Below are 15,504 nucleotides of genomic sequence, written 5' to 3' on the forward strand. Positions count from 1 at the left end.
GTCAGCCCGGCAAAGCGGTCTGATGCCCGGTCGCCGGCAGTTCCTTCTTCTTGCGCACCGGCGCCTTGCGCACGACCGGCACGGGGGGCAGTGCGGCCCGACGCGCGCGCTCTTCGTCGATCACGGGAAGAAGCTCCGCCGCCGCGGTCATCTGGGTTCCCGTTCCGTGCGCGATCAGTCGTTCGGCGTTGGCGCGCAGGATCTTCAGGTCGTCGTCGTTCATCAGAGGAACGCGTTCGCTCAGCGGGGTCATGGGCAGCTCCTGTTAGGTGGCGGCCTCAGGGCCGGCGTCCGGAAAGACGCCAGCCCTTCAGCTGATTGAAGGCGATCTCGATGGTCACCCGGTCCCCGACCAGCGACGGCGCCTCGGCCTTCCCGCGGGCGGGCAGGGCCGTGACGACGTGGCCGTTGGTCAGGCGGACCCGGCGCAGTCCCAGAGGCAGAAGTCCCACGACGTCGCCTTCGAAGGCGATGGGCCGCGGGGCGCCGGCCGGAGAGGGACGGCCCGGATCGACGGGCAAGACGGCCTACTCGGCCGCCTTCAGACGTCCCGCCGATTCCTTGCCGGAACGGGCGTCGCGCTCGACTTCGTACGAGATCTTCTGGTTCTCGTTCAGGCTGCCCAGGTCGGAAACCTCGACCGCCGAGGCGTGGACGAACACGTCCTTGCCGCCGTCGTCAGGCTGGATGAAGCCGTAGCCCTTGGTGGAGTTGTACCATTTCACAGTGCCGGTCGCCATATCATGACCTCCGATAAGGCATTGGCCACGAAGAGGATTCTCCGGTGGCCTGTCGGGTCTGGGATGGGATCGGCGTAACCTCGGTGCGCGATGCAAAGGGGCAGCAGCGTTTCGCAAACGAGATGTCGACGAAGGATCAATTGGGCGCTTTGAAGCCTCAAGGCAAGGCCGGGCGTCGGATAAAGACCGTCGGGCGGCCGTGGCCGGCCGCCCGACCCTTCGCCTCAGTTCGGCATCAGCACGCCGTCGACGACGTGCACCACGCCGTTGTCGGCCGTCAGGTCGGTCGCCGTGACGCGGATCTGGGCGCCGGTCCCGTCGGTCAGCACCACGCCGCCGCCCACGACGCGGGCCGTCAGGGCGGCGCCCTGCACGGTCGTGACCGTCGCCTGGCCGCCGCCGTCCTGGATCAGCTTGATCAGATCGGCCGCCAGAACCTTGCCCGGCACCACGTGATAGGTCAGCACGCCCGTCAGCAGGGCGCGGTTCTCCGGGCGCAGGGCGGCCTGCAGCGTCTCCGCCGGCACCCTGGCGAAGGCCGCGTTGGTCGGCGCGAAGACGGTGAACGGGCCCGGACCCGACAGGGTCTCGACCAGACCGGCGGCCTGCACGGCCGACACCAGAGTGGTGTGGTCCGGCGAGCCGACGGCCACGTCCACGACCGTCTTCGCCTGGGCGGGCTGGACGATCGGATCGGCGAAGTCACGGGCGACGGTCGGGGTCACGCCGGCCACGGCCAGGGCGGCGGCGACGCTCAGCATCATCGGGGTCTTCTTCATGGGGAGGCCTCTTGTTTCCTGAGACGGGTCATCGTCGACCCGTTCCGGATACGGCGCCGCCGGTCCTCCGGCCGCACCCAGCGACGCCCCGCCGCAGGCGTCGCACCCCCGTGCGCTCTCAGAAATAGGTGGCGAGGCCCACCACGAACTTGCCGTCGTAGATGTCCGTGCCGACCACGGCCGGACCGTCCGCGTCGGTGTCGTGCCAGCGGGCGTCCAGCTCCAGCCGATCGGTGAGCTGCCACGTCGCGCCGACGTCCCATCCGACGTAGTCGACGCCGACTTCCTGCTCGCGCTGGCCGACGCCCGCAGACCAGCTCAGGGTCGGCGACTGGTCCCAGCTGGCGCGCGCCTCGTACCAGGTCCAGGCCTCGGTCGAGCCGATGCCGTCCGGCGTGTGCTGAAGGCGCAGCTTGCCCTCGACGGGACCGATGGAGCGGATCAGGTCGGCGGTGAACTCCCACGCGCCGGCGTCGTCGGTCAGGTCGGCGTCGACCAGCCACTTGTGCTCGGCGGAAAGGTCCAGATCGAAGCCCATGACCTGCGGACGCCAGCCGGCGACCAGCGAAACCTCGAGCTCCGAACCGTTCGACTTCACCGTCTCGGCGGCCGGGCCGAAATAGAAGGCGCCGTCCGCGCTGCTGTATTCCGCCAGCGCCCAGACCGAGGCGTCGCCGCCCGACTTGGACACGTTCTTCGACCGGTTGTCGGAGTCGACCCCGGCGCCGAAGCTCCAGCTGCCGCGGGGCGCCTGCACGACCTGATCGGTCATCGGGTCGGCTTCCTGGGCGAGCGCGGGAAGCGCGGACGTCGAGGCGAGCAGGGCGAGGGCGAGCGGGCGCAGGGTCATGACGGTCCGTGGGCGGAGGAAAGGCGCGGCTCTCCTAGCCCACGTCGGCGGCGAAATGAAGTCTCCGGCTCAGCCGGCGCGCCACGGCTCCTCGGCGAAGCCGGCGACGGCCTGTCGATACTCCGTCTGCAGACGGGCGACCAGATCGGCGGTCGGGATCACGTCATGGATGGCGCCCGAGCCGTGACCGGCCGACCAGACGGTCTTCCAGGCCCTGGCCTCCTCGCCCATGTCCAGTTTGTGCTCGGGCAGGGATTTGGGATCGATGCCGTTGGCGACCAGGGACTTCGTCAGGAAATTGGCCGGGATGCCCGACACCGCCGGCGTGTAGGTCACGTCGGTCGCGCCCGCGTCGACGATCATCTGCTTGTATTCGCTCTGCGCCGCGCTCTCGGTCGTGGCGATGAAGCGCGTGCCCATGTAGGCGAAGTCCGCGCCCAGCGCGCGCGTCGCGGCCACGTCCCGTCCGGTCGAGATGCAGCCCGACAGGATGATCGTGCCGGAGAAGAAGCTGCGCACCTCCTCCACCAGGGCGAAGGGATGAATGACGCCCGCGTGCCCGCCCGCGCCGCCGGCGACCAGGATCAGGCCGTCGACGCCGGCTTCCGCCGCCTTCCGCGCATGGCGGATGTTGGCGATGTCATGGAACACGACCCCGCCGTAGCCGTGCACCGCGTCGACCACGTCGCGCACGGCGCCCAGGCTGGTGATGATCAGCGGCACCTTCTCCTCGACCGACACCATCATGTCGGCCATCAGGCGCGGATTGGTCGGGTGCACGATGTGGTTGACGCCGAAGGCGGCCGCGCCCGGCTTCCGCCGCGCCTTGATCTCGAGCAGCCACTCCCGATAGCCCTCGGTCGTGCGCTGGTTCAACGAGGGGAAGGTGCCGATCACCCCCGCGTTGCAGCACTCCACCACCAGGTCCGGCCCGCTGACGAGAAACATCGGCGCCGCGATCACCGGCAGCGTCAGCCCGGACTTCAGGCTCTCAGGAATGGCCATGGACGTTCACCCCGTTGCGTTTCGCTACGGATAGGACGGCGCCGCTGCGGAAGGCAAATGGCGGCGTGCGCTGTAGGTCATCGCGCCACAGGGAAGTTGATTGTGAAGCGTACGATCGGGCGCTTGCCGTCGGTGGTCGCCGCGAAAGAGCCCACAAGTCTGCCGCGCTGCGCGATCGTCGCCGCTGACCGTCCTACGCCGTAACCGCGCGGAGACTGTGCCTCAGCGCGGCACTGCGTCAGCGAGCCATCGGCCTGCACAGCGCACGCCAGACGCGCCGATCCCGGCCAGCCTGATGACAGAAACTCGCGGGTGAAATCCGATGTCCTCGGTGTAGGGCGCACCTCCCAGTGTCGCGGGAGTTCATCGATCAGCGCTCCGCTGTCGTCATAGAGCATCGGTTGGCCGCCCGCTTCTTGGGCCTCAACCGTCCCACCTGCGGAAATCATGGCAAGGAGCGCCAGACCTTGGACTTTCCACCGCATGACCGTATCTCCGCTGCGAACCGCGAAAGCCTACACCACCATGACCACCGACGTCTCCGGCCTCTCCCAGCTGGGCGCGCGCACGCCCATCCCCGCTTCGCCCGAACAGGCGGCCTTGGAGCGGGTGCCCAATCCGCATCCGGACGCCCTGTATCTGGCCCGCTTCACGGCGCCGGAGTTCACCAGCCTGTGCCCCGTCACCGGCCAGCCGGACTTCGCCCACCTCGTCATCGACTACGCGCCCAAGGACTGGCTGGTGGAGTCGAAGTCGCTGAAGCTCTACCTGACCAGCTTCCGCAACCACGGCGCCTTCCACGAGGACTGCACCGTCTCCATCGGCCTGCGCCTGAACGCCCTGCTCCAGCCGCGCTGGCTGCGCATCGGCGGATACTGGTATCCGCGCGGCGGCATCCCCATCGACGTCTTCTGGCAGTCGGGCCTCCCGCCCGAGGGCCTGTGGCTCCCCGACCCCGGCGTGCCGACCTACCGCGGGCGGGGGTAGGGGCGCTTTTCGCCGTTTCCTCATGCTCGGCTCATGAGTTGATCCGTTCCGCCTGCTGAGCTCGGCGCATGACCGACGCGCGCCCGCTCCCGCTCGAATCCCTCGGCCGTCGCTGGCTGACCGAGGCGCAGGCGTGGGCCGACCGGAGGCCATGGCGCGCCGCCGCCTTCGAGTTTCTCTGGTTCGGTCTCAAGCAGGGCTGGGCCTGCCTGTTCGGCGGACTGCTGCTGGCGCTGATCCTCGCGACGCACCTCCTGTGGCCCGCCGACGCGGCGATCGCCCGCTATGATTTTCTCGTGCTCGGCGCCCTGACCATCCAGGCCGCCATGCTGGCCTTCAGGCTGGAGACCTGGGCCGAGGCGCGCGTGATCTTCCTGTTCCACCTCGCCGGAACGGTGATGGAACTGTTCAAGACGGCGCAGGGCAGCTGGATCTACCCGGAGCCAAGCCTGTTGCGCATCGGCGACGTGCCCCTGTTCTCGGGCTTCATGTACGCGGCGGTGGGCAGCTACATCGCTCGGGTGCAGCGCATCTTCCACATCCGGGTGCGGCGCTTTCCGCCGCTGTGGAGCTTGTGGCTGCTGGCGGCGGCGATCTACGTCAACTTCTTCGCCCACCACTGGCTGCCCGACGTGCGGCTCGCCCTGTTCGCTGCCAGCGCCGTGATGTTCGCGCCGGGCAGCTTCAGCTTCGTCGCCGACCGCATGCGCCGGCGCCTGCCGCTGCTGCTCGGCTGGCTGCTGGTCGCCCTGTTCATCTGGTTCGCCGAGAACCTCGGCACCTTCGCCCGCGCCTGGACCTATCCCGATCAGGACGGCGTCTGGCGCATGGTGTCTCTGCAGAAGCTGGGCAGCTGGTACCTGCTCATGCTGGTCAGCGTGGCGCTGGTGGCGTTCGTCCGCCCGCCCGAGCGGGAGGCCTAGGGCAGGCGCTCCACCTTGTCGGCCATGTCCGGCCTCGGCCGTTCCAGCAGCGGCTCGGCCGCCGTGCCCATGTGGATGAAGCCCGCGACCGTCTCGCCCTCGGCGACGCCCATCAGCGCGCGGGCGCGACGATCGTAGGCGTACCAGTCGGTGATCCAGCTGGCCGCATAGCCGTGCGCGTTCGCCGCGTGCGCCAGGTTCATGCAGACCGCGCCCGCCGACAGCTGCTGCTCCCACAGGGGCGCCTTCGGGCTCTCGACCGGCGCCGAGATCACCATCGCCGTCACCGGCGGCGACGCCAGCTTGCGCAACGCCGCGCGGTCCCTGTCCGAGGCCGCCATCGCTTCCAGTCGTGCGACCCAGCGCGACCGCGTTTCCGGGCCGATCACCACGACGCGCCACGGGAACAGCTTGCCATGGTCCGGCGACCGCAGGCCGATCTCCAGAATGGTCTCCAGCTCCGTCGCGGACGGCCCCGGCCCGGCCAGGCCCTGCGCGGGCGCGGAGCGACGGTCGCGCAGGCGCTCGATCAGGGCGTCGTCGCGGGTCGGGTGGGGCAGGGGGGTCCCGAGGTCTGTCATGCGCCTCACCTAGTCGCCGGGCGCGCGATCCGCCATACCGGCCCCATGAGCGGCCGCGAAGACGACGTGCGACCCGATCCCCTTTGGGACGACGGCTCCGGTCGGCCGCCCGCGTGGCAGGACCACGGCGAGCGCCTGCTCTTCGAGAACCCGTGGATGCGGCTGACCGAGCACAGGGCGACGGCGCCGACGGGCGCGCCCGCCGATTACGTCGTCATGCGTCCCGCCTCGCTGGCCGTCGGCGTGCTGCCGCTGCATGGCGACGGCACGGTGACCCTCGTCGGCCAGCACCGTTTCGTCCTGATGAACTGGTCGTGGGAGATGCCGGAGGGCGGCGCCCGTCCGGACGAGGATCCGCAGGCCGCCGCCGCCCGCGAGCTGGCCGAGGAGGCGGGGCTCGCCGCACGGTCGTGGCGCGAGGTTCTGCGCATGGACATGTCCAACAGCGTCACCGACGAGCGGGCGGTCGCCTTCCTGGCCTGGGACCTGGACCCGGCGCCGACCGCGCCGGACCCGACGGAGGCCTTCCGGGTCGCGCGCGTGCCGTTCCTCGACCTGATCGACGCCGTCGGCATGGGAGCGGTGCGCGACGCCTTCACGGTGGCGACGGCCCTGCGGGCCCACCATATGGCCGTCACCTCGCAATTGCCCGGCTGGCTGTCGCACGTCATGCTGGGCCGACCGCGATGAGCGTCAGGGAGGACGTCATGGCCAAGCTGGAAGTCGTCCCCGCCGCTCCCGGAGTGTGGGCCCGGTTGCGCGACGCCGCGTCCGAGGCGGCCCGGCGGGAACCCGGGCTCGCGTCCCAGATGAACGCCGTCGTCCTGTCGCACGAGGATCTGGCGGGCGCGCTGAGCTTCCAGGTGGCGCGCAAGCTGGGCGATCAGGAACTTAACGCCATGACGGTGCGCGAGGTCTGTCTCGCCGCCTACGCCGACCGCCCCGATCTGGTCGACGCCGCCGAGGCCGACCTGCTGGCGGTGGAGGAGCGCGATCCCGCCATCCGTTCGCTGCTGCAGCCGTTCCTGTACTTCAAGGGCTATCAGGCTCTGCAGGCCTGGCGCGTGGCCAACTGGCTGTGGAGCCAGGACCGCACGACGCTGGCCTTCCACATCCAGAGCCGCATGTCCGAGCTGTTCCAGGTCGACGTTCATCCGGCCGCGCGGATGGGCCGGGGCATCTTCATCGACCACGGCACCGGCGTGGTGATCGGCGAGACCGCCGTGGTCGGGGACGACGTCTCCATGCTGCACGCCGTGACGCTGGGCGGCACCGGCGCCCAGCGCGGCGACCGCCATCCCAAGATCGGCAAGGGGGTTCTGCTGGGCGCGGGGGCCAAGGTGCTGGGAAACATCACCGTCGGCGACTACGCCAAAGTCGCCTCGGGCTCGGTGGTTCTGAAGCCGGTGCCCGCTGGCTGCACGGTCGCCGGCGTCCCCGCGCGGCTGGTCAACTGCCCGACCGAGGCCGCCCCCGCGCGCACCATGGACCACACGCTGGCGGACGTCGTCTACGACTTCGTGATCTGACGGGGTTTCGCCGCCCGACGCCTTTCTCTAGGGTCCGCGGCCAATCGCACCCCTGATTTCCGAAGAAGGCGACCGCCCGTGAAAGACACCGACATCAAGCGTCTGGAAACGCACCTGAAGCGCACGTTCAACCACGGCGGGATCCAGGTCCGCGCGCGCAAGCAGGCGGATTCGGCCGAGGTCTACGTCGACGACGAATTCGTCGGCGTCGTCTTCGAGGACGAGGACGGCGACGGCTCCTTCATGTTCGAGATGGCGATCCTCGGCGAGGACCTGCCCAACCCCTGAGCGCGGAGTCAGGCGTTCGCGACGCCCAGCGCCTTCATCAGGGCGTCGCGGATCACCGCCTCGGTGAAGGGCTTCTGCACGGTCGGCCGTCCGCGCCAGTGCTCGGGCAGACCGCCCTCGCCATAGCCTGTGGAGAAGACCAGCGGCACGCCTTTCGCCTCCAGCGCCTCGGCCACCGGAAACACCTGGGTTCCGGCGACGTTGACGTCCAGCAGGGCGACGTCGACGCCATCCTCCTTGGCCAGCCGCAGCCCCTCGTCCACCGAGGAGGCGGGGCCCACGGCCACGCAGCCGAGGTCTTCCAGCATCGTTTCCAGCAGCATGGCCACGAGGGATTCGTCCTCGACGATCAGCACGCGCCGTCCCGTCAACGCCGTCATCAGTTCCGCCCCGAGTTCACTGGAAAGATCATGACCGCGGTCAGACCTTCCTCGCCATAGTCCATGGTGATGTTCCCGCCCAGATCGTGACGCACGGAGCGCTCGATCAGGCGGCTGCCGAAGCCCCGGCGTTCCGGAGGAGACGCCGGCGGCCCGCCTCCCTCGCGCCAGACGACGCGCATCCGTCCGTCCTCGTCCAGACTCCAGTCGACCGTGACCCGCCCGTCGGGCGCCGAAAGGGCGCCGTACTTGGCGGCGTTGGTCGCCAGTTCGTGGAACACCATGCCGAGCGAAAGGGCCGCCGACGGCTTCAGCGCGACGTGCGGACCGTTCAGCAGCACGCGCGTCCGGCCGTGCGCCTCGGTCTCGTGCTCGAGCACCTCATGCAGGTCGGCCCCTTCCCAATGGCTCCGGGTCAGGAGGTCGTGCGTGTGCGACAAGGCCAGCAGGCGCGCCTGGAAGCTTTCGGCGAACCGTTCCGGCTGGGCGTGCGATCGCGCCGTCTGCATGGCGATGGACTGCACCGTGGCGAGAGTGTTCTTCACCCGGTGGTTCAGCTCGTCGATCATCAGCCGTTGCCGTCTGTCCGCAAGCACGGCGTCGGTCACGTCGTGGCCCTGGACGAACACGCCGGCGACGGAGCCGTCCATGTCCCGAAGAGGCTGGTAGATGAAGTCCAGATAGACCGTCTCCAGCCCGCCCGACCGCGAACGGGCCAGCTGCACCGGCACGGCGCGGCCCTGAAAGGGTTCGCCGCTTCCCCTGACCTCGTCGAGCAGGTTCAGGAAGCCCTGGTCGGGGATCTCCGGCAAGGCCACACGCAGCGGCTTGCCGTCCAGATCGTCGCGGCCGACCAGATCGGCATAGGCGCGGTTGTGCATCTGGAACACGTGGTCGGGGCCGGTCAGCACGGCGATGAAGCCCGGCGCCTGCAGGAAGATGTCCAGCAGGCGGTTCCGCTCGCTCTGCAGGCGGCGGTTGTCCTCCTGCACGTGTTCCGCCCGGGCCAGGATGTTGCCGCTCAGCAGCTCGCCGACGCTGGCTTGGTCCTCGGCGCCGGCCACCCGGCGACGGAGGCGCTCCACCTCGGTGACGTCTTGCGTGTGCTGCAGGATGTAGACGACCTCGCCGGCCTGATTGCGCACCGGCGCGTGGGTGGCGCTCCACCAGCGGTCCTCGATGCGCCGGGTCCCGTCGGCGTCGACGAGCTCGATCGGATAGTGGATCAGGGCCAGGTGATCGCGTTCGCCCGTCTCGATCACCCGCTGCAGCGATTCCCGCAGCCGCTCGGCGTTGGCCCGCGCCGCGTCGTCCTCGCCGCCGCCGTCGTAGACCTCGAAGATGGCCTTGCCGATCAGGTCCTCGCGCCGGCGCCCCAGCACGTCCAGATAGGCCTGGTTCATGCCTGCGTAGCGCAACTCGGGCGTGAGCAGCATGTAAGGGTTGGGCGAGGCGTCGAACGCCAGCGCGATGTCGCGCGCAAGCTCGCCGTTCAGCTCCAGATGCCTCAAGATGCCCCCCGCATGCGGGCCTTCAAACGCCGTGATTTGATCCGGGTTCCGCAGGTGATGAAACTATTTCTGCATTGTCCGGGGCCGGCGCGCGTCGCAAGCATGCGCGGATGTCCCTCCTCGCCGTGATGACCGCCGCCATGCTCGTGCTCGCCCCGCAGGATCCCGACCGTCCGGTGGCGGCCACGGGTTCGGGTCCCATCGCCGGCGTGAGAGCGGACGGCGTGTCCAGCTTCAAGGGTCTGCCCTACGCCGCGCCCCCGGTCGGGCCTCTGCGCTGGACGCCCCCGCGGCCGCCGGAAGCCTGGACCACGCCCCGCGACGCGGCCGACTACGGCGCGATCTGCGTGCAGCCCCCCGCCAACGGCGATCCGGGCGTCGGCCCGCTGCCGATGAGCGAGGACTGCCTGACGTTGAACGTCTGGTCGCCGGACGGCGCGCGCGACCTGCCCGTCATGGTCTGGATTCACGGCGGCGGCTACAACAACGGATCCGGCACGGCGGCGCTGTACGACGGATCGGCGCTGGCCCGGCGCGGCGTCGTGGTGGTGACGATCAACTACCGGCTCGGCCGCCTCGGCTTCTTCGACCATCCGGCCCTCGCCGCCGACCGCGCGGCCGACCAGCCCGCCGGGAACTACGGCGTCATGGATCAGATCGCGGCGCTGGAGTGGGTGCGCGACAACGTCGCGAACTTCGGGGGCGATCCGGCGAACGTGACCATCTTCGGCGAGTCCGCGGGCGGCGTCGCAGTGACCCAGTTGATGATCGCGCCGGGCGCGCGCGGCCTGTTCCACAGGGCGGCGGTGCAGTCCGGCCTGGGACGCCAGGTCTCCGCCGAACTTGCTCTGGATCGCCCGGGCCGCCCCTCGGCCCGGTCTCTGGGCCGGACCTGGGCCCGGGGCGCCGGCCTGCCCGCCGACGCCGACGCCGCAGCTCTGCGCGCCGTGCCGGCGGAGAAGCTGCTCGCGCCCATGCCGGCCTTCTATTCCGACAACCTGATCGTCGACGGCCGCGTTCTGACCGAGGACGTGATGGAGGCCTTTGAGGCGGGGCGGCAGGCCCCCGTGCCGCTGCTGCTCGGAACCAACAGCGCCGAGTTCTGGTGGATCCGCCCGACCGACGCGGGCGCCTACGGCCGGGCCGACGACGCGATGACGGAGGCGGAGCACGACGCCCTGCTGGAGGCCTATGGCGGGGCCGAGGGGTACGATCAGCACGTCGTCAGCGACCTCATCTTCAACGAGCCCGTGCGGCTCCTGGCGCGGCTTCATTCCCGCGCGGGTCATCCGACGTGGCTCTACAGGTTCGACGTCGTGCCCGATTCGAATCCCGAGCCCAGCGGCGGCGCGACCCACGCCTCGGAGCGGCCCTACGTCTTCGAGACCCTGCACACCGTCGGGCGCCCGCTGGGAGACCGCGACCGCCGCGCCTCGGCCGACATGGCCGCGTACTGGACCGCCTTCGCCCGCGCCGGAGATCCGAACGGGGCAGGACGGCCGGCGTGGCCCGACTTCCGGGAGCAGGCGGATTTCCTTCTGGAATTCACCAACCAGGGCCCGGTCGCCCGGCCGATGCCCAACGCGCCGCGACTGGACCTGATCGAGGCCTTCTACGCCCGCAGCCGATGACCCGCCTCGGGCGTCGCCGGCTGTGACGCCATGGGCACAGACCGCGCTGTGACCAAACTGCGGCCCTTGCGGGGCGCATTGAGGGTGTGTCATGTAACCGTTTACACATTCGGCGCGGACGGACCTCGACAAGGGGCCGGCACCGCGCGGAGGCAGGGAGCGGAAACGTCTTGGGCATCGTCCCGTCACATCAGCGCGCGTCCGGAGCGGCGGCTTGAAGCCGGCCAACATCCGCGACGTCGCCCGGCGCGCCGAGGTCTCGGTGGCGTCGGTGTCGCGCGTGCTGAACGGCGCGGGCCCGGTCACCGACGCGACGCGCAAGAAGGTGATGGAGGCCGTCGAGGCCCTGCAGTACGTGCCGCACTCCGGCGCCCGCAGCCTGTCGACCAGCCGCAGCCACACCGTCGGCGTCATCCTGCCGGACCTGTACGGCGAGTTCTTCTCGGAACTGATCCGCGGCGTCGACCTGGCGGCGCGCGAGCGTGGGTACCACCTGATCGTCTCCAGCTCTCACGACGAGGCGGAGGCCGCGGCCGCCGCCGTCCGGTCCATGCGGGGCCGGGTCGACGGCCTGATCCTGATGTCGCCCCATGCCGAGGTCGGCCAGGCGACCGCGGCGGTGACGGGGGGCCTGCCGGTGGTGCGCCTGAACGACGGCGCCGCCGGGGCCGACGGGCCGTCGATCGTCGTCGACAACCGCGGGGGCTCCGTCGCCGCCGTGGAGCACCTGATCTCTCTGGGCCGGACCCGCATCGCTCACGTCGCCGGCCCGACCGACAACCTCGAGGCCGAGGCGCGCCTGTCCGGCTATCTGGAAGCCATGGCCGGCGCCGGCCTCGACGCCCGGGTGATCGAGGGCGACTTCGACATGGCGTCGGGACGCCGCGCCGGGCTGGATCTGGCACGGGGCGACGGCGTGGACGCGGTATTCGCCGGCAACGACATGATGGCGCTGGGCGTCATGCTGGCCCTTCAGGACGCGGGCCTGCGCTGCCCCGAGGACGTCGCCGTCGTCGGCTTCGACGACGTGCCGCTGGCCTCGCTGGTGCGGCCGGCCCTGACCACGCTTCGCATCGACATCGCCGAGATCGGCCGCAGCGCGCTGACGCGCCTGCTCGCCCAGATCGACGGCCAACCGGACGCCGGACGCCAGATCGTCCGGCCCGAACTCGTGATCCGCGGCTCCACCTCGGGCCCGGACGCGAAAACACGCGCGGCGAACGAGCGGACGCCGGTCGCGCATCATTCCGCTCAGGGGGACCATCAGGATGTCTAGGATGAACAAGCGCTATCTCGGGGCGGCTTCCGCCCTCGCCGTCGCCGTCTCGCTCGGCATGGCCGGCACGGCCGCCGCCCAGGTGTCCAGCGCCACGCTGCGCGGCACCGTCACCGACGAGGGTCAGGCCGAGACCGGCGGAACCGTCACGGCCCGCGACGTGGCCACCGGCTTCACCTCCCGGGGACGCATCGCGGCCGACGGCGGCTACGTGATCCCCGGCCTGCGTCCCGGCACCTATGAGATCACGGCGACCTCGGCGGACGGCGAGACGACGACCGACGTCGTCACCCTGGCCCTCGGTCAGGTCGGCACCCTCGATCTGGACGTCGGCGGGGCCGGCGCGGGCGTGGGCGTCGAGGGCGCGACCCAGGTCGACGACATCGTCGTGGTCGGTCGCCGCCTGTTCGAGGTCCGCACGCCGGAAGTGGCGACCAACGTCAGCCAGGCGCAGATCAACAACCTGCCCCAGATCAACCGCAACTTCCTGAACTTCGCCGCCCTGGCCCCGGGCCTGCGCCTGTCGCAGAACCCTGAAGAGCGCACGATCTCCGCCGGCGGGGCCCCGGCCCAGCAGATCAACGTCTTCATCGACGGCCAGAACCAGAAGTCGACCATCATCGACGGCGGTGTGGCCGGTCAGGACGACAGCCGCGGCAACCCGTTCCCGCAGGCGGGCGTGCAGGAGTTCCGGGTCATCACCCAGAACTTCAAGGCCGAGTACGAACAGGCCGGCTCGGCCATCATCACGGCCGTGACCCGCTCGGGCACGAACGAGTTTTCGGGCGACGTCTTCGTCACCTACCAGGACGAGAGCTGGATCGCCCAGGACACTTTCGCCGAACAGCGCGGCGATCCCAAGGCTCCGCTGGAGAACATCCAGTACGGCTTCTCGGTCGGCGGCCCGATCATCGAGGACACGCTGCACTACTTCCTCGCCTATGAGCGCAAGGACGAGACCCGGTCCAGCACCGTCTTCTCCAACGACGCGACCTATGGAGCCCTGTTCGCCAGCGACTTCGGCACCTTCGCCTCGCCGTTCGAGCAGGACCTGCTGTTCGGCAAGCTGTCCTGGCAGGTGAATCCCGACCATCGCGTCGAACTGAGCGGCACCTTCCGCGACGAAAACGACATCCGCGACTTCGGCGGCACCACGTCCTACGACCGCGCCCAGCAGGTCAACACGGACGTCCGTTCGGTGGTGTTGAAGCACCAGTGGAGCGGCGACGGCTTCTTCAACGAAGCCACGGTCGACTACTTCCAGTACGTCTACAACCCGACCGCCTTGAACTTCAGCGAGTACGGCCGCGAGTACATCGTTTTCCGTGACGACAACGCCGCGCCGGGCTTCCAGTACAACGCCTTCAACCGCGACCGCACGGTGTTCAACACCGGCGGCCGGTCGGACAACCAGTACATCGAGCAGGAAAACCTGACGTTCAAGAACGACCTGACGTTCACGGACATCGAGTGGATGGGATCCCACACGATCAAGCTGGGCGCCAAGTACTCGATGCAGACGATGTACGTGAACAAGCAGTTCGGCCGGAATCCGCAGTTCCGCTACGACGTGGAGGCCCGCCCGGAGATCAACGGCAGCCGCGACATCCCCGTCTCCGTCTTCCTCGGGTCGGGCGTGCCGGCCGCGGACGTCGAGAACAACGTCATCGGCCTGTACATCCAGGACGACTGGCAGATCACGCCTCAGCTGGAAATCAACCTCGGCCTGCGCTGGGACTATGAGGACAACGCGGTCAACAACGACTACGTGACGCCGACCAACATCCGGAACATGCTGAACGCCATCCAGGCGCTGCCGGGCTACGACTTCCCGTCGTACTTCAATCCGGCGGACTACATTTCGGACGGAAACCGCGACGCCTTCGCCGACGCCTGGCAGCCGCGCGTCGGCTTCAGCTACGACGTCTTCGACGACGAAAGCACCGTCATCTTCGGCGGCGCGGGCCGGTACTACGACCGCATCGGCTTCAACTTCGCCTTCGATGAGCGCTTCAAGCCGCTGCAGTTCAACAAGGAGATCTTCTTCTCCGTGGCGGGCGGCCCGCGTGGCGGCGTCGACACCGTGGCCTGGGATCCGGCCTATCTGACCGCCGCCGGTCTCGATCCCCTGCTGGCCGCGGCGCCGGGCGCGGGCGAGGTCTTCCTCGTCAACAACAACGCCCCGATCCCCTACACCGACCAGTACAACCTCGGCGTCCGCCAGAAGTTCGGCGACTGGCAGGCCGAGGTCATCCTGGCGGCCGGCCGCACCAAGGACGAGTTCGCCTGGTACATCGCCAACGCGGGATCGGAGACGGGCAACCGCTTCGGCGGCCCGACCCCGTGCTCGGTCGGCTACTGCGAGTTCCGCAACCTGATCTTCTTCTCGGCCCACGGGCGCGAGCGGGAGTATGAGGCGGTCTACGTCAAGCTGGACAAGCCCTACAACGCCCAGGACGGCTGGGGCTTCAACCTGTCCTACACCTTCATGGACGCCCAGCAGAACGGCAGCCGCGACAACGGCATGGCGGGCTTCGACTTCGACTACAACTCGCCGGAGCAGACGCCGTGGTATCCCTCGTCCTTCGACGAGCGCCACCGCGTCGTCGCCTCGGGCATGGTCGACCTGCCGTACGATTTCCGCCTGTCGGGCATCCTGACCCTGGGTTCGGGCACCCCCTTCACCCAGTTCGTCTGCCCGACCGCCGTGCGGCCCGACCCGTCCAACCCGGACATCTGCTGGAACGCCGGTCGTCCCGAGAAGTACAGCTTCATCATCCCGAACGCCTGGGCCTTCCGCCAGCTGGACCTGCGTCTGACCAAGACCTTCGAGCTGTGGGACGGTCAGGCGGTGGAGGCCACCTTCGACGCCATCAACGTGCTCGACACGAAGAACTACAACGGCTTCGAACAGTGCCTGTGCTCGGCGGACTACGGCGACCCCCGGTCGCAGGCGTTCCCGACCCGCAGCTTCCAGGTCGGTCTGCGCTACCGCTGGTAAGCGTCTCCTGAGCCTGCCGGGCC

At 69.5% G+C, this 15,504-nt stretch carries 17 protein-coding genes; 8 read left to right on the forward strand and 9 right to left on the reverse strand.

The annotated features are described in order from the left end of the window. Position 1: 1 nt before the first annotated feature. From EFJ44_RS09325 to EFJ44_RS09345, 6 genes are all read right to left on the reverse strand, one after another. Positions 2 to 253, reverse strand: coding sequence for a hypothetical protein (locus tag EFJ44_RS09325; protein ID WP_125256953.1), 252 nt, complete (start codon positions 251 to 253; stop codon positions 2 to 4). Positions 254 to 278: 25 nt separating this feature from the next. After that, a complete protein-coding gene (locus tag EFJ44_RS13855; protein ID WP_164511897.1) occupies positions 279 to 521 on the reverse strand; it encodes a translation initiation factor IF-1 in 243 nt (80 codons plus the stop codon). 6 nt (positions 522 to 527) lie between these two features. Next, positions 528 to 740, reverse strand: coding sequence for a cold-shock protein (locus tag EFJ44_RS09330; protein WP_125256954.1), 213 nt, complete (start codon positions 738 to 740; stop codon positions 528 to 530). 224 nt (positions 741 to 964) lie between these two features. Then, entirely contained in the window at positions 965 to 1,519 is a 555-nt protein-coding gene (locus EFJ44_RS09335) for a fasciclin domain-containing protein (RefSeq protein WP_125256955.1), read from the reverse strand. A 118-nt stretch (positions 1,520 to 1,637) separates the two neighbouring features. After that, on the reverse strand, positions 1,638 to 2,369 hold the full coding sequence (locus EFJ44_RS09340; RefSeq protein ID WP_125256956.1) for a TorF family putative porin: 732 nt from the start codon (positions 2,367 to 2,369) through the stop codon (positions 1,638 to 1,640). Positions 2,370 to 2,438: 69 nt separating this feature from the next. Next, positions 2,439 to 3,374, reverse strand: coding sequence for an NAD(P)H-dependent flavin oxidoreductase (locus EFJ44_RS09345; RefSeq protein WP_125256957.1), 936 nt, complete (start codon positions 3,372 to 3,374; stop codon positions 2,439 to 2,441). 525 nt (positions 3,375 to 3,899) lie between these two features. On the opposite strand from EFJ44_RS09345, the gene queF reads away from it, so the two are divergent. Both queF and EFJ44_RS09355 read left to right on the forward strand, forming a co-directional pair. Beyond that, entirely contained in the window at positions 3,900 to 4,361 is a 462-nt protein-coding gene (gene queF, locus EFJ44_RS09350; protein WP_125257447.1) for a preQ(1) synthase, read from the forward strand. A gap of 68 nt (positions 4,362 to 4,429) precedes the next feature. Next, a complete protein-coding gene (locus EFJ44_RS09355) occupies positions 4,430 to 5,284 on the forward strand; it encodes a DUF817 domain-containing protein (RefSeq protein ID WP_125256958.1) in 855 nt (284 codons plus the stop codon). Here EFJ44_RS09355 and EFJ44_RS09360 read toward each other — a convergent pair. Next, positions 5,281 to 5,865 (reverse strand): nitroreductase family protein, encoded by a 585-nt coding sequence (locus EFJ44_RS09360; RefSeq protein WP_125256959.1) that lies wholly within the window; start codon positions 5,863 to 5,865, stop codon positions 5,281 to 5,283. The genes EFJ44_RS09355 and EFJ44_RS09360 overlap by 4 nt on opposite strands. A 45-nt stretch (positions 5,866 to 5,910) precedes the next feature. Here EFJ44_RS09360 and EFJ44_RS09365 point away from each other — a divergent pair, with 45 nt between their 5' ends. The 3 genes from EFJ44_RS09365 (at position 5,911) to EFJ44_RS09375 (ending at position 7,682) form a co-directional block, all read left to right on the forward strand. Then, positions 5,911 to 6,555 (forward strand): NUDIX domain-containing protein, encoded by a 645-nt coding sequence (locus EFJ44_RS09365; protein WP_125256960.1) that lies wholly within the window; start codon positions 5,911 to 5,913, stop codon positions 6,553 to 6,555. A gap of 17 nt (positions 6,556 to 6,572) precedes the next feature. Continuing rightward, positions 6,573 to 7,394: a serine O-acetyltransferase gene (gene cysE, locus EFJ44_RS09370; RefSeq protein WP_125256961.1), complete on the forward strand. Its 822-nt coding sequence runs from the start codon at positions 6,573 to 6,575 to the stop codon at positions 7,392 to 7,394. Between the two features lie 78 nt (positions 7,395 to 7,472). After that, positions 7,473 to 7,682 (forward strand): DUF3126 family protein, encoded by a 210-nt coding sequence (locus EFJ44_RS09375; protein WP_125256962.1) that lies wholly within the window; start codon positions 7,473 to 7,475, stop codon positions 7,680 to 7,682. A gap of 8 nt (positions 7,683 to 7,690) precedes the next feature. On the opposite strand, the gene EFJ44_RS09380 is transcribed toward EFJ44_RS09375, so the two are convergent. Continuing rightward, complete coding sequence (locus EFJ44_RS09380) at positions 7,691 to 8,062, reverse strand: response regulator (RefSeq protein WP_125256963.1); 372 nt, start codon at positions 8,060 to 8,062, stop codon at positions 7,691 to 7,693. Next, a complete protein-coding gene (locus EFJ44_RS09385) occupies positions 8,062 to 9,573 on the reverse strand; it encodes a sensor histidine kinase (protein WP_241209740.1) in 1,512 nt (503 codons plus the stop codon). Before EFJ44_RS09385 ends, EFJ44_RS09380 begins: the two co-directional genes overlap by 1 nt. 110 nt (positions 9,574 to 9,683) lie before the next feature. On the opposite strand from EFJ44_RS09385, the gene EFJ44_RS09390 reads away from it, so the two are divergent. The 3 genes from EFJ44_RS09390 to EFJ44_RS09400 all read left to right on the forward strand — a co-directional run bounded on the left by EFJ44_RS09390 (position 9,684) and on the right by EFJ44_RS09400 (position 15,481). Continuing rightward, on the forward strand, positions 9,684 to 11,204 hold the full coding sequence (locus EFJ44_RS09390) for a carboxylesterase/lipase family protein (protein ID WP_241209741.1): 1,521 nt from the start codon (positions 9,684 to 9,686) through the stop codon (positions 11,202 to 11,204). 214 nt (positions 11,205 to 11,418) lie between these two features. Then, on the forward strand, positions 11,419 to 12,480 hold the full coding sequence (locus tag EFJ44_RS09395) for a LacI family DNA-binding transcriptional regulator (protein WP_125256964.1): 1,062 nt from the start codon (positions 11,419 to 11,421) through the stop codon (positions 12,478 to 12,480). 1 nt (position 12,481) lies between these two features. Next, positions 12,482 to 15,481, forward strand: coding sequence for a TonB-dependent receptor (locus EFJ44_RS09400; RefSeq protein WP_241209742.1), 3,000 nt, complete (start codon positions 12,482 to 12,484; stop codon positions 15,479 to 15,481). Positions 15,482 to 15,504 lie beyond the last annotated feature (23 nt).

The organism is Brevundimonas fluminis (assembly GCF_003934285.1).
GTDB classification, from domain to species: domain Bacteria; phylum Pseudomonadota; class Alphaproteobacteria; order Caulobacterales; family Caulobacteraceae; genus Brevundimonas; species Brevundimonas fluminis.

Bases quoted from the DNA above. Each gene is read 5' to 3' on its own strand.
- EFJ44_RS09340 (WP_125256956.1), bottom strand. From the start codon at position 2,369: ATGACCCTGCGCCCGCTCGCCCTCGCCCTGCTCGCCTCGACGTCCGCG.
- EFJ44_RS09330 (WP_125256954.1), bottom strand. From the start codon at position 740: ATGGCGACCGGCACTGTGAAATGGTACAACTCCACCAAGGGCTACGGC.
- EFJ44_RS09355 (WP_125256958.1), top strand. From the start codon at position 4,430: ATGACCGACGCGCGCCCGCTCCCGCTCGAATCCCTCGGCCGTCGCTGG.
- EFJ44_RS09360 (WP_125256959.1), bottom strand. From the start codon at position 5,865: ATGACAGACCTCGGGACCCCCCTGCCCCACCCGACCCGCGACGACGCC.
- queF (WP_125257447.1), top strand. From the start codon at position 3,900: ATGACCACCGACGTCTCCGGCCTCTCCCAGCTGGGCGCGCGCACGCCC.
- EFJ44_RS09345 (WP_125256957.1), bottom strand. From the start codon at position 3,374: ATGGCCATTCCTGAGAGCCTGAAGTCCGGGCTGACGCTGCCGGTGATC.
- EFJ44_RS09325 (WP_125256953.1), bottom strand. From the start codon at position 253: ATGACCCCGCTGAGCGAACGCGTTCCTCTGATGAACGACGACGACCTG.
- cysE (WP_125256961.1), top strand. From the start codon at position 6,573: ATGGCCAAGCTGGAAGTCGTCCCCGCCGCTCCCGGAGTGTGGGCCCGG.
- EFJ44_RS09365 (WP_125256960.1), top strand. From the start codon at position 5,911: ATGAGCGGCCGCGAAGACGACGTGCGACCCGATCCCCTTTGGGACGAC.
- EFJ44_RS09380 (WP_125256963.1), bottom strand. From the start codon at position 8,062: ATGACGGCGTTGACGGGACGGCGCGTGCTGATCGTCGAGGACGAATCC.
- EFJ44_RS09390 (WP_241209741.1), top strand. From the start codon at position 9,684: ATGTCCCTCCTCGCCGTGATGACCGCCGCCATGCTCGTGCTCGCCCCG.
- EFJ44_RS09400 (WP_241209742.1), top strand. From the start codon at position 12,482: ATGAACAAGCGCTATCTCGGGGCGGCTTCCGCCCTCGCCGTCGCCGTC.
- EFJ44_RS09335 (WP_125256955.1), bottom strand. From the start codon at position 1,519: ATGAAGAAGACCCCGATGATGCTGAGCGTCGCCGCCGCCCTGGCCGTG.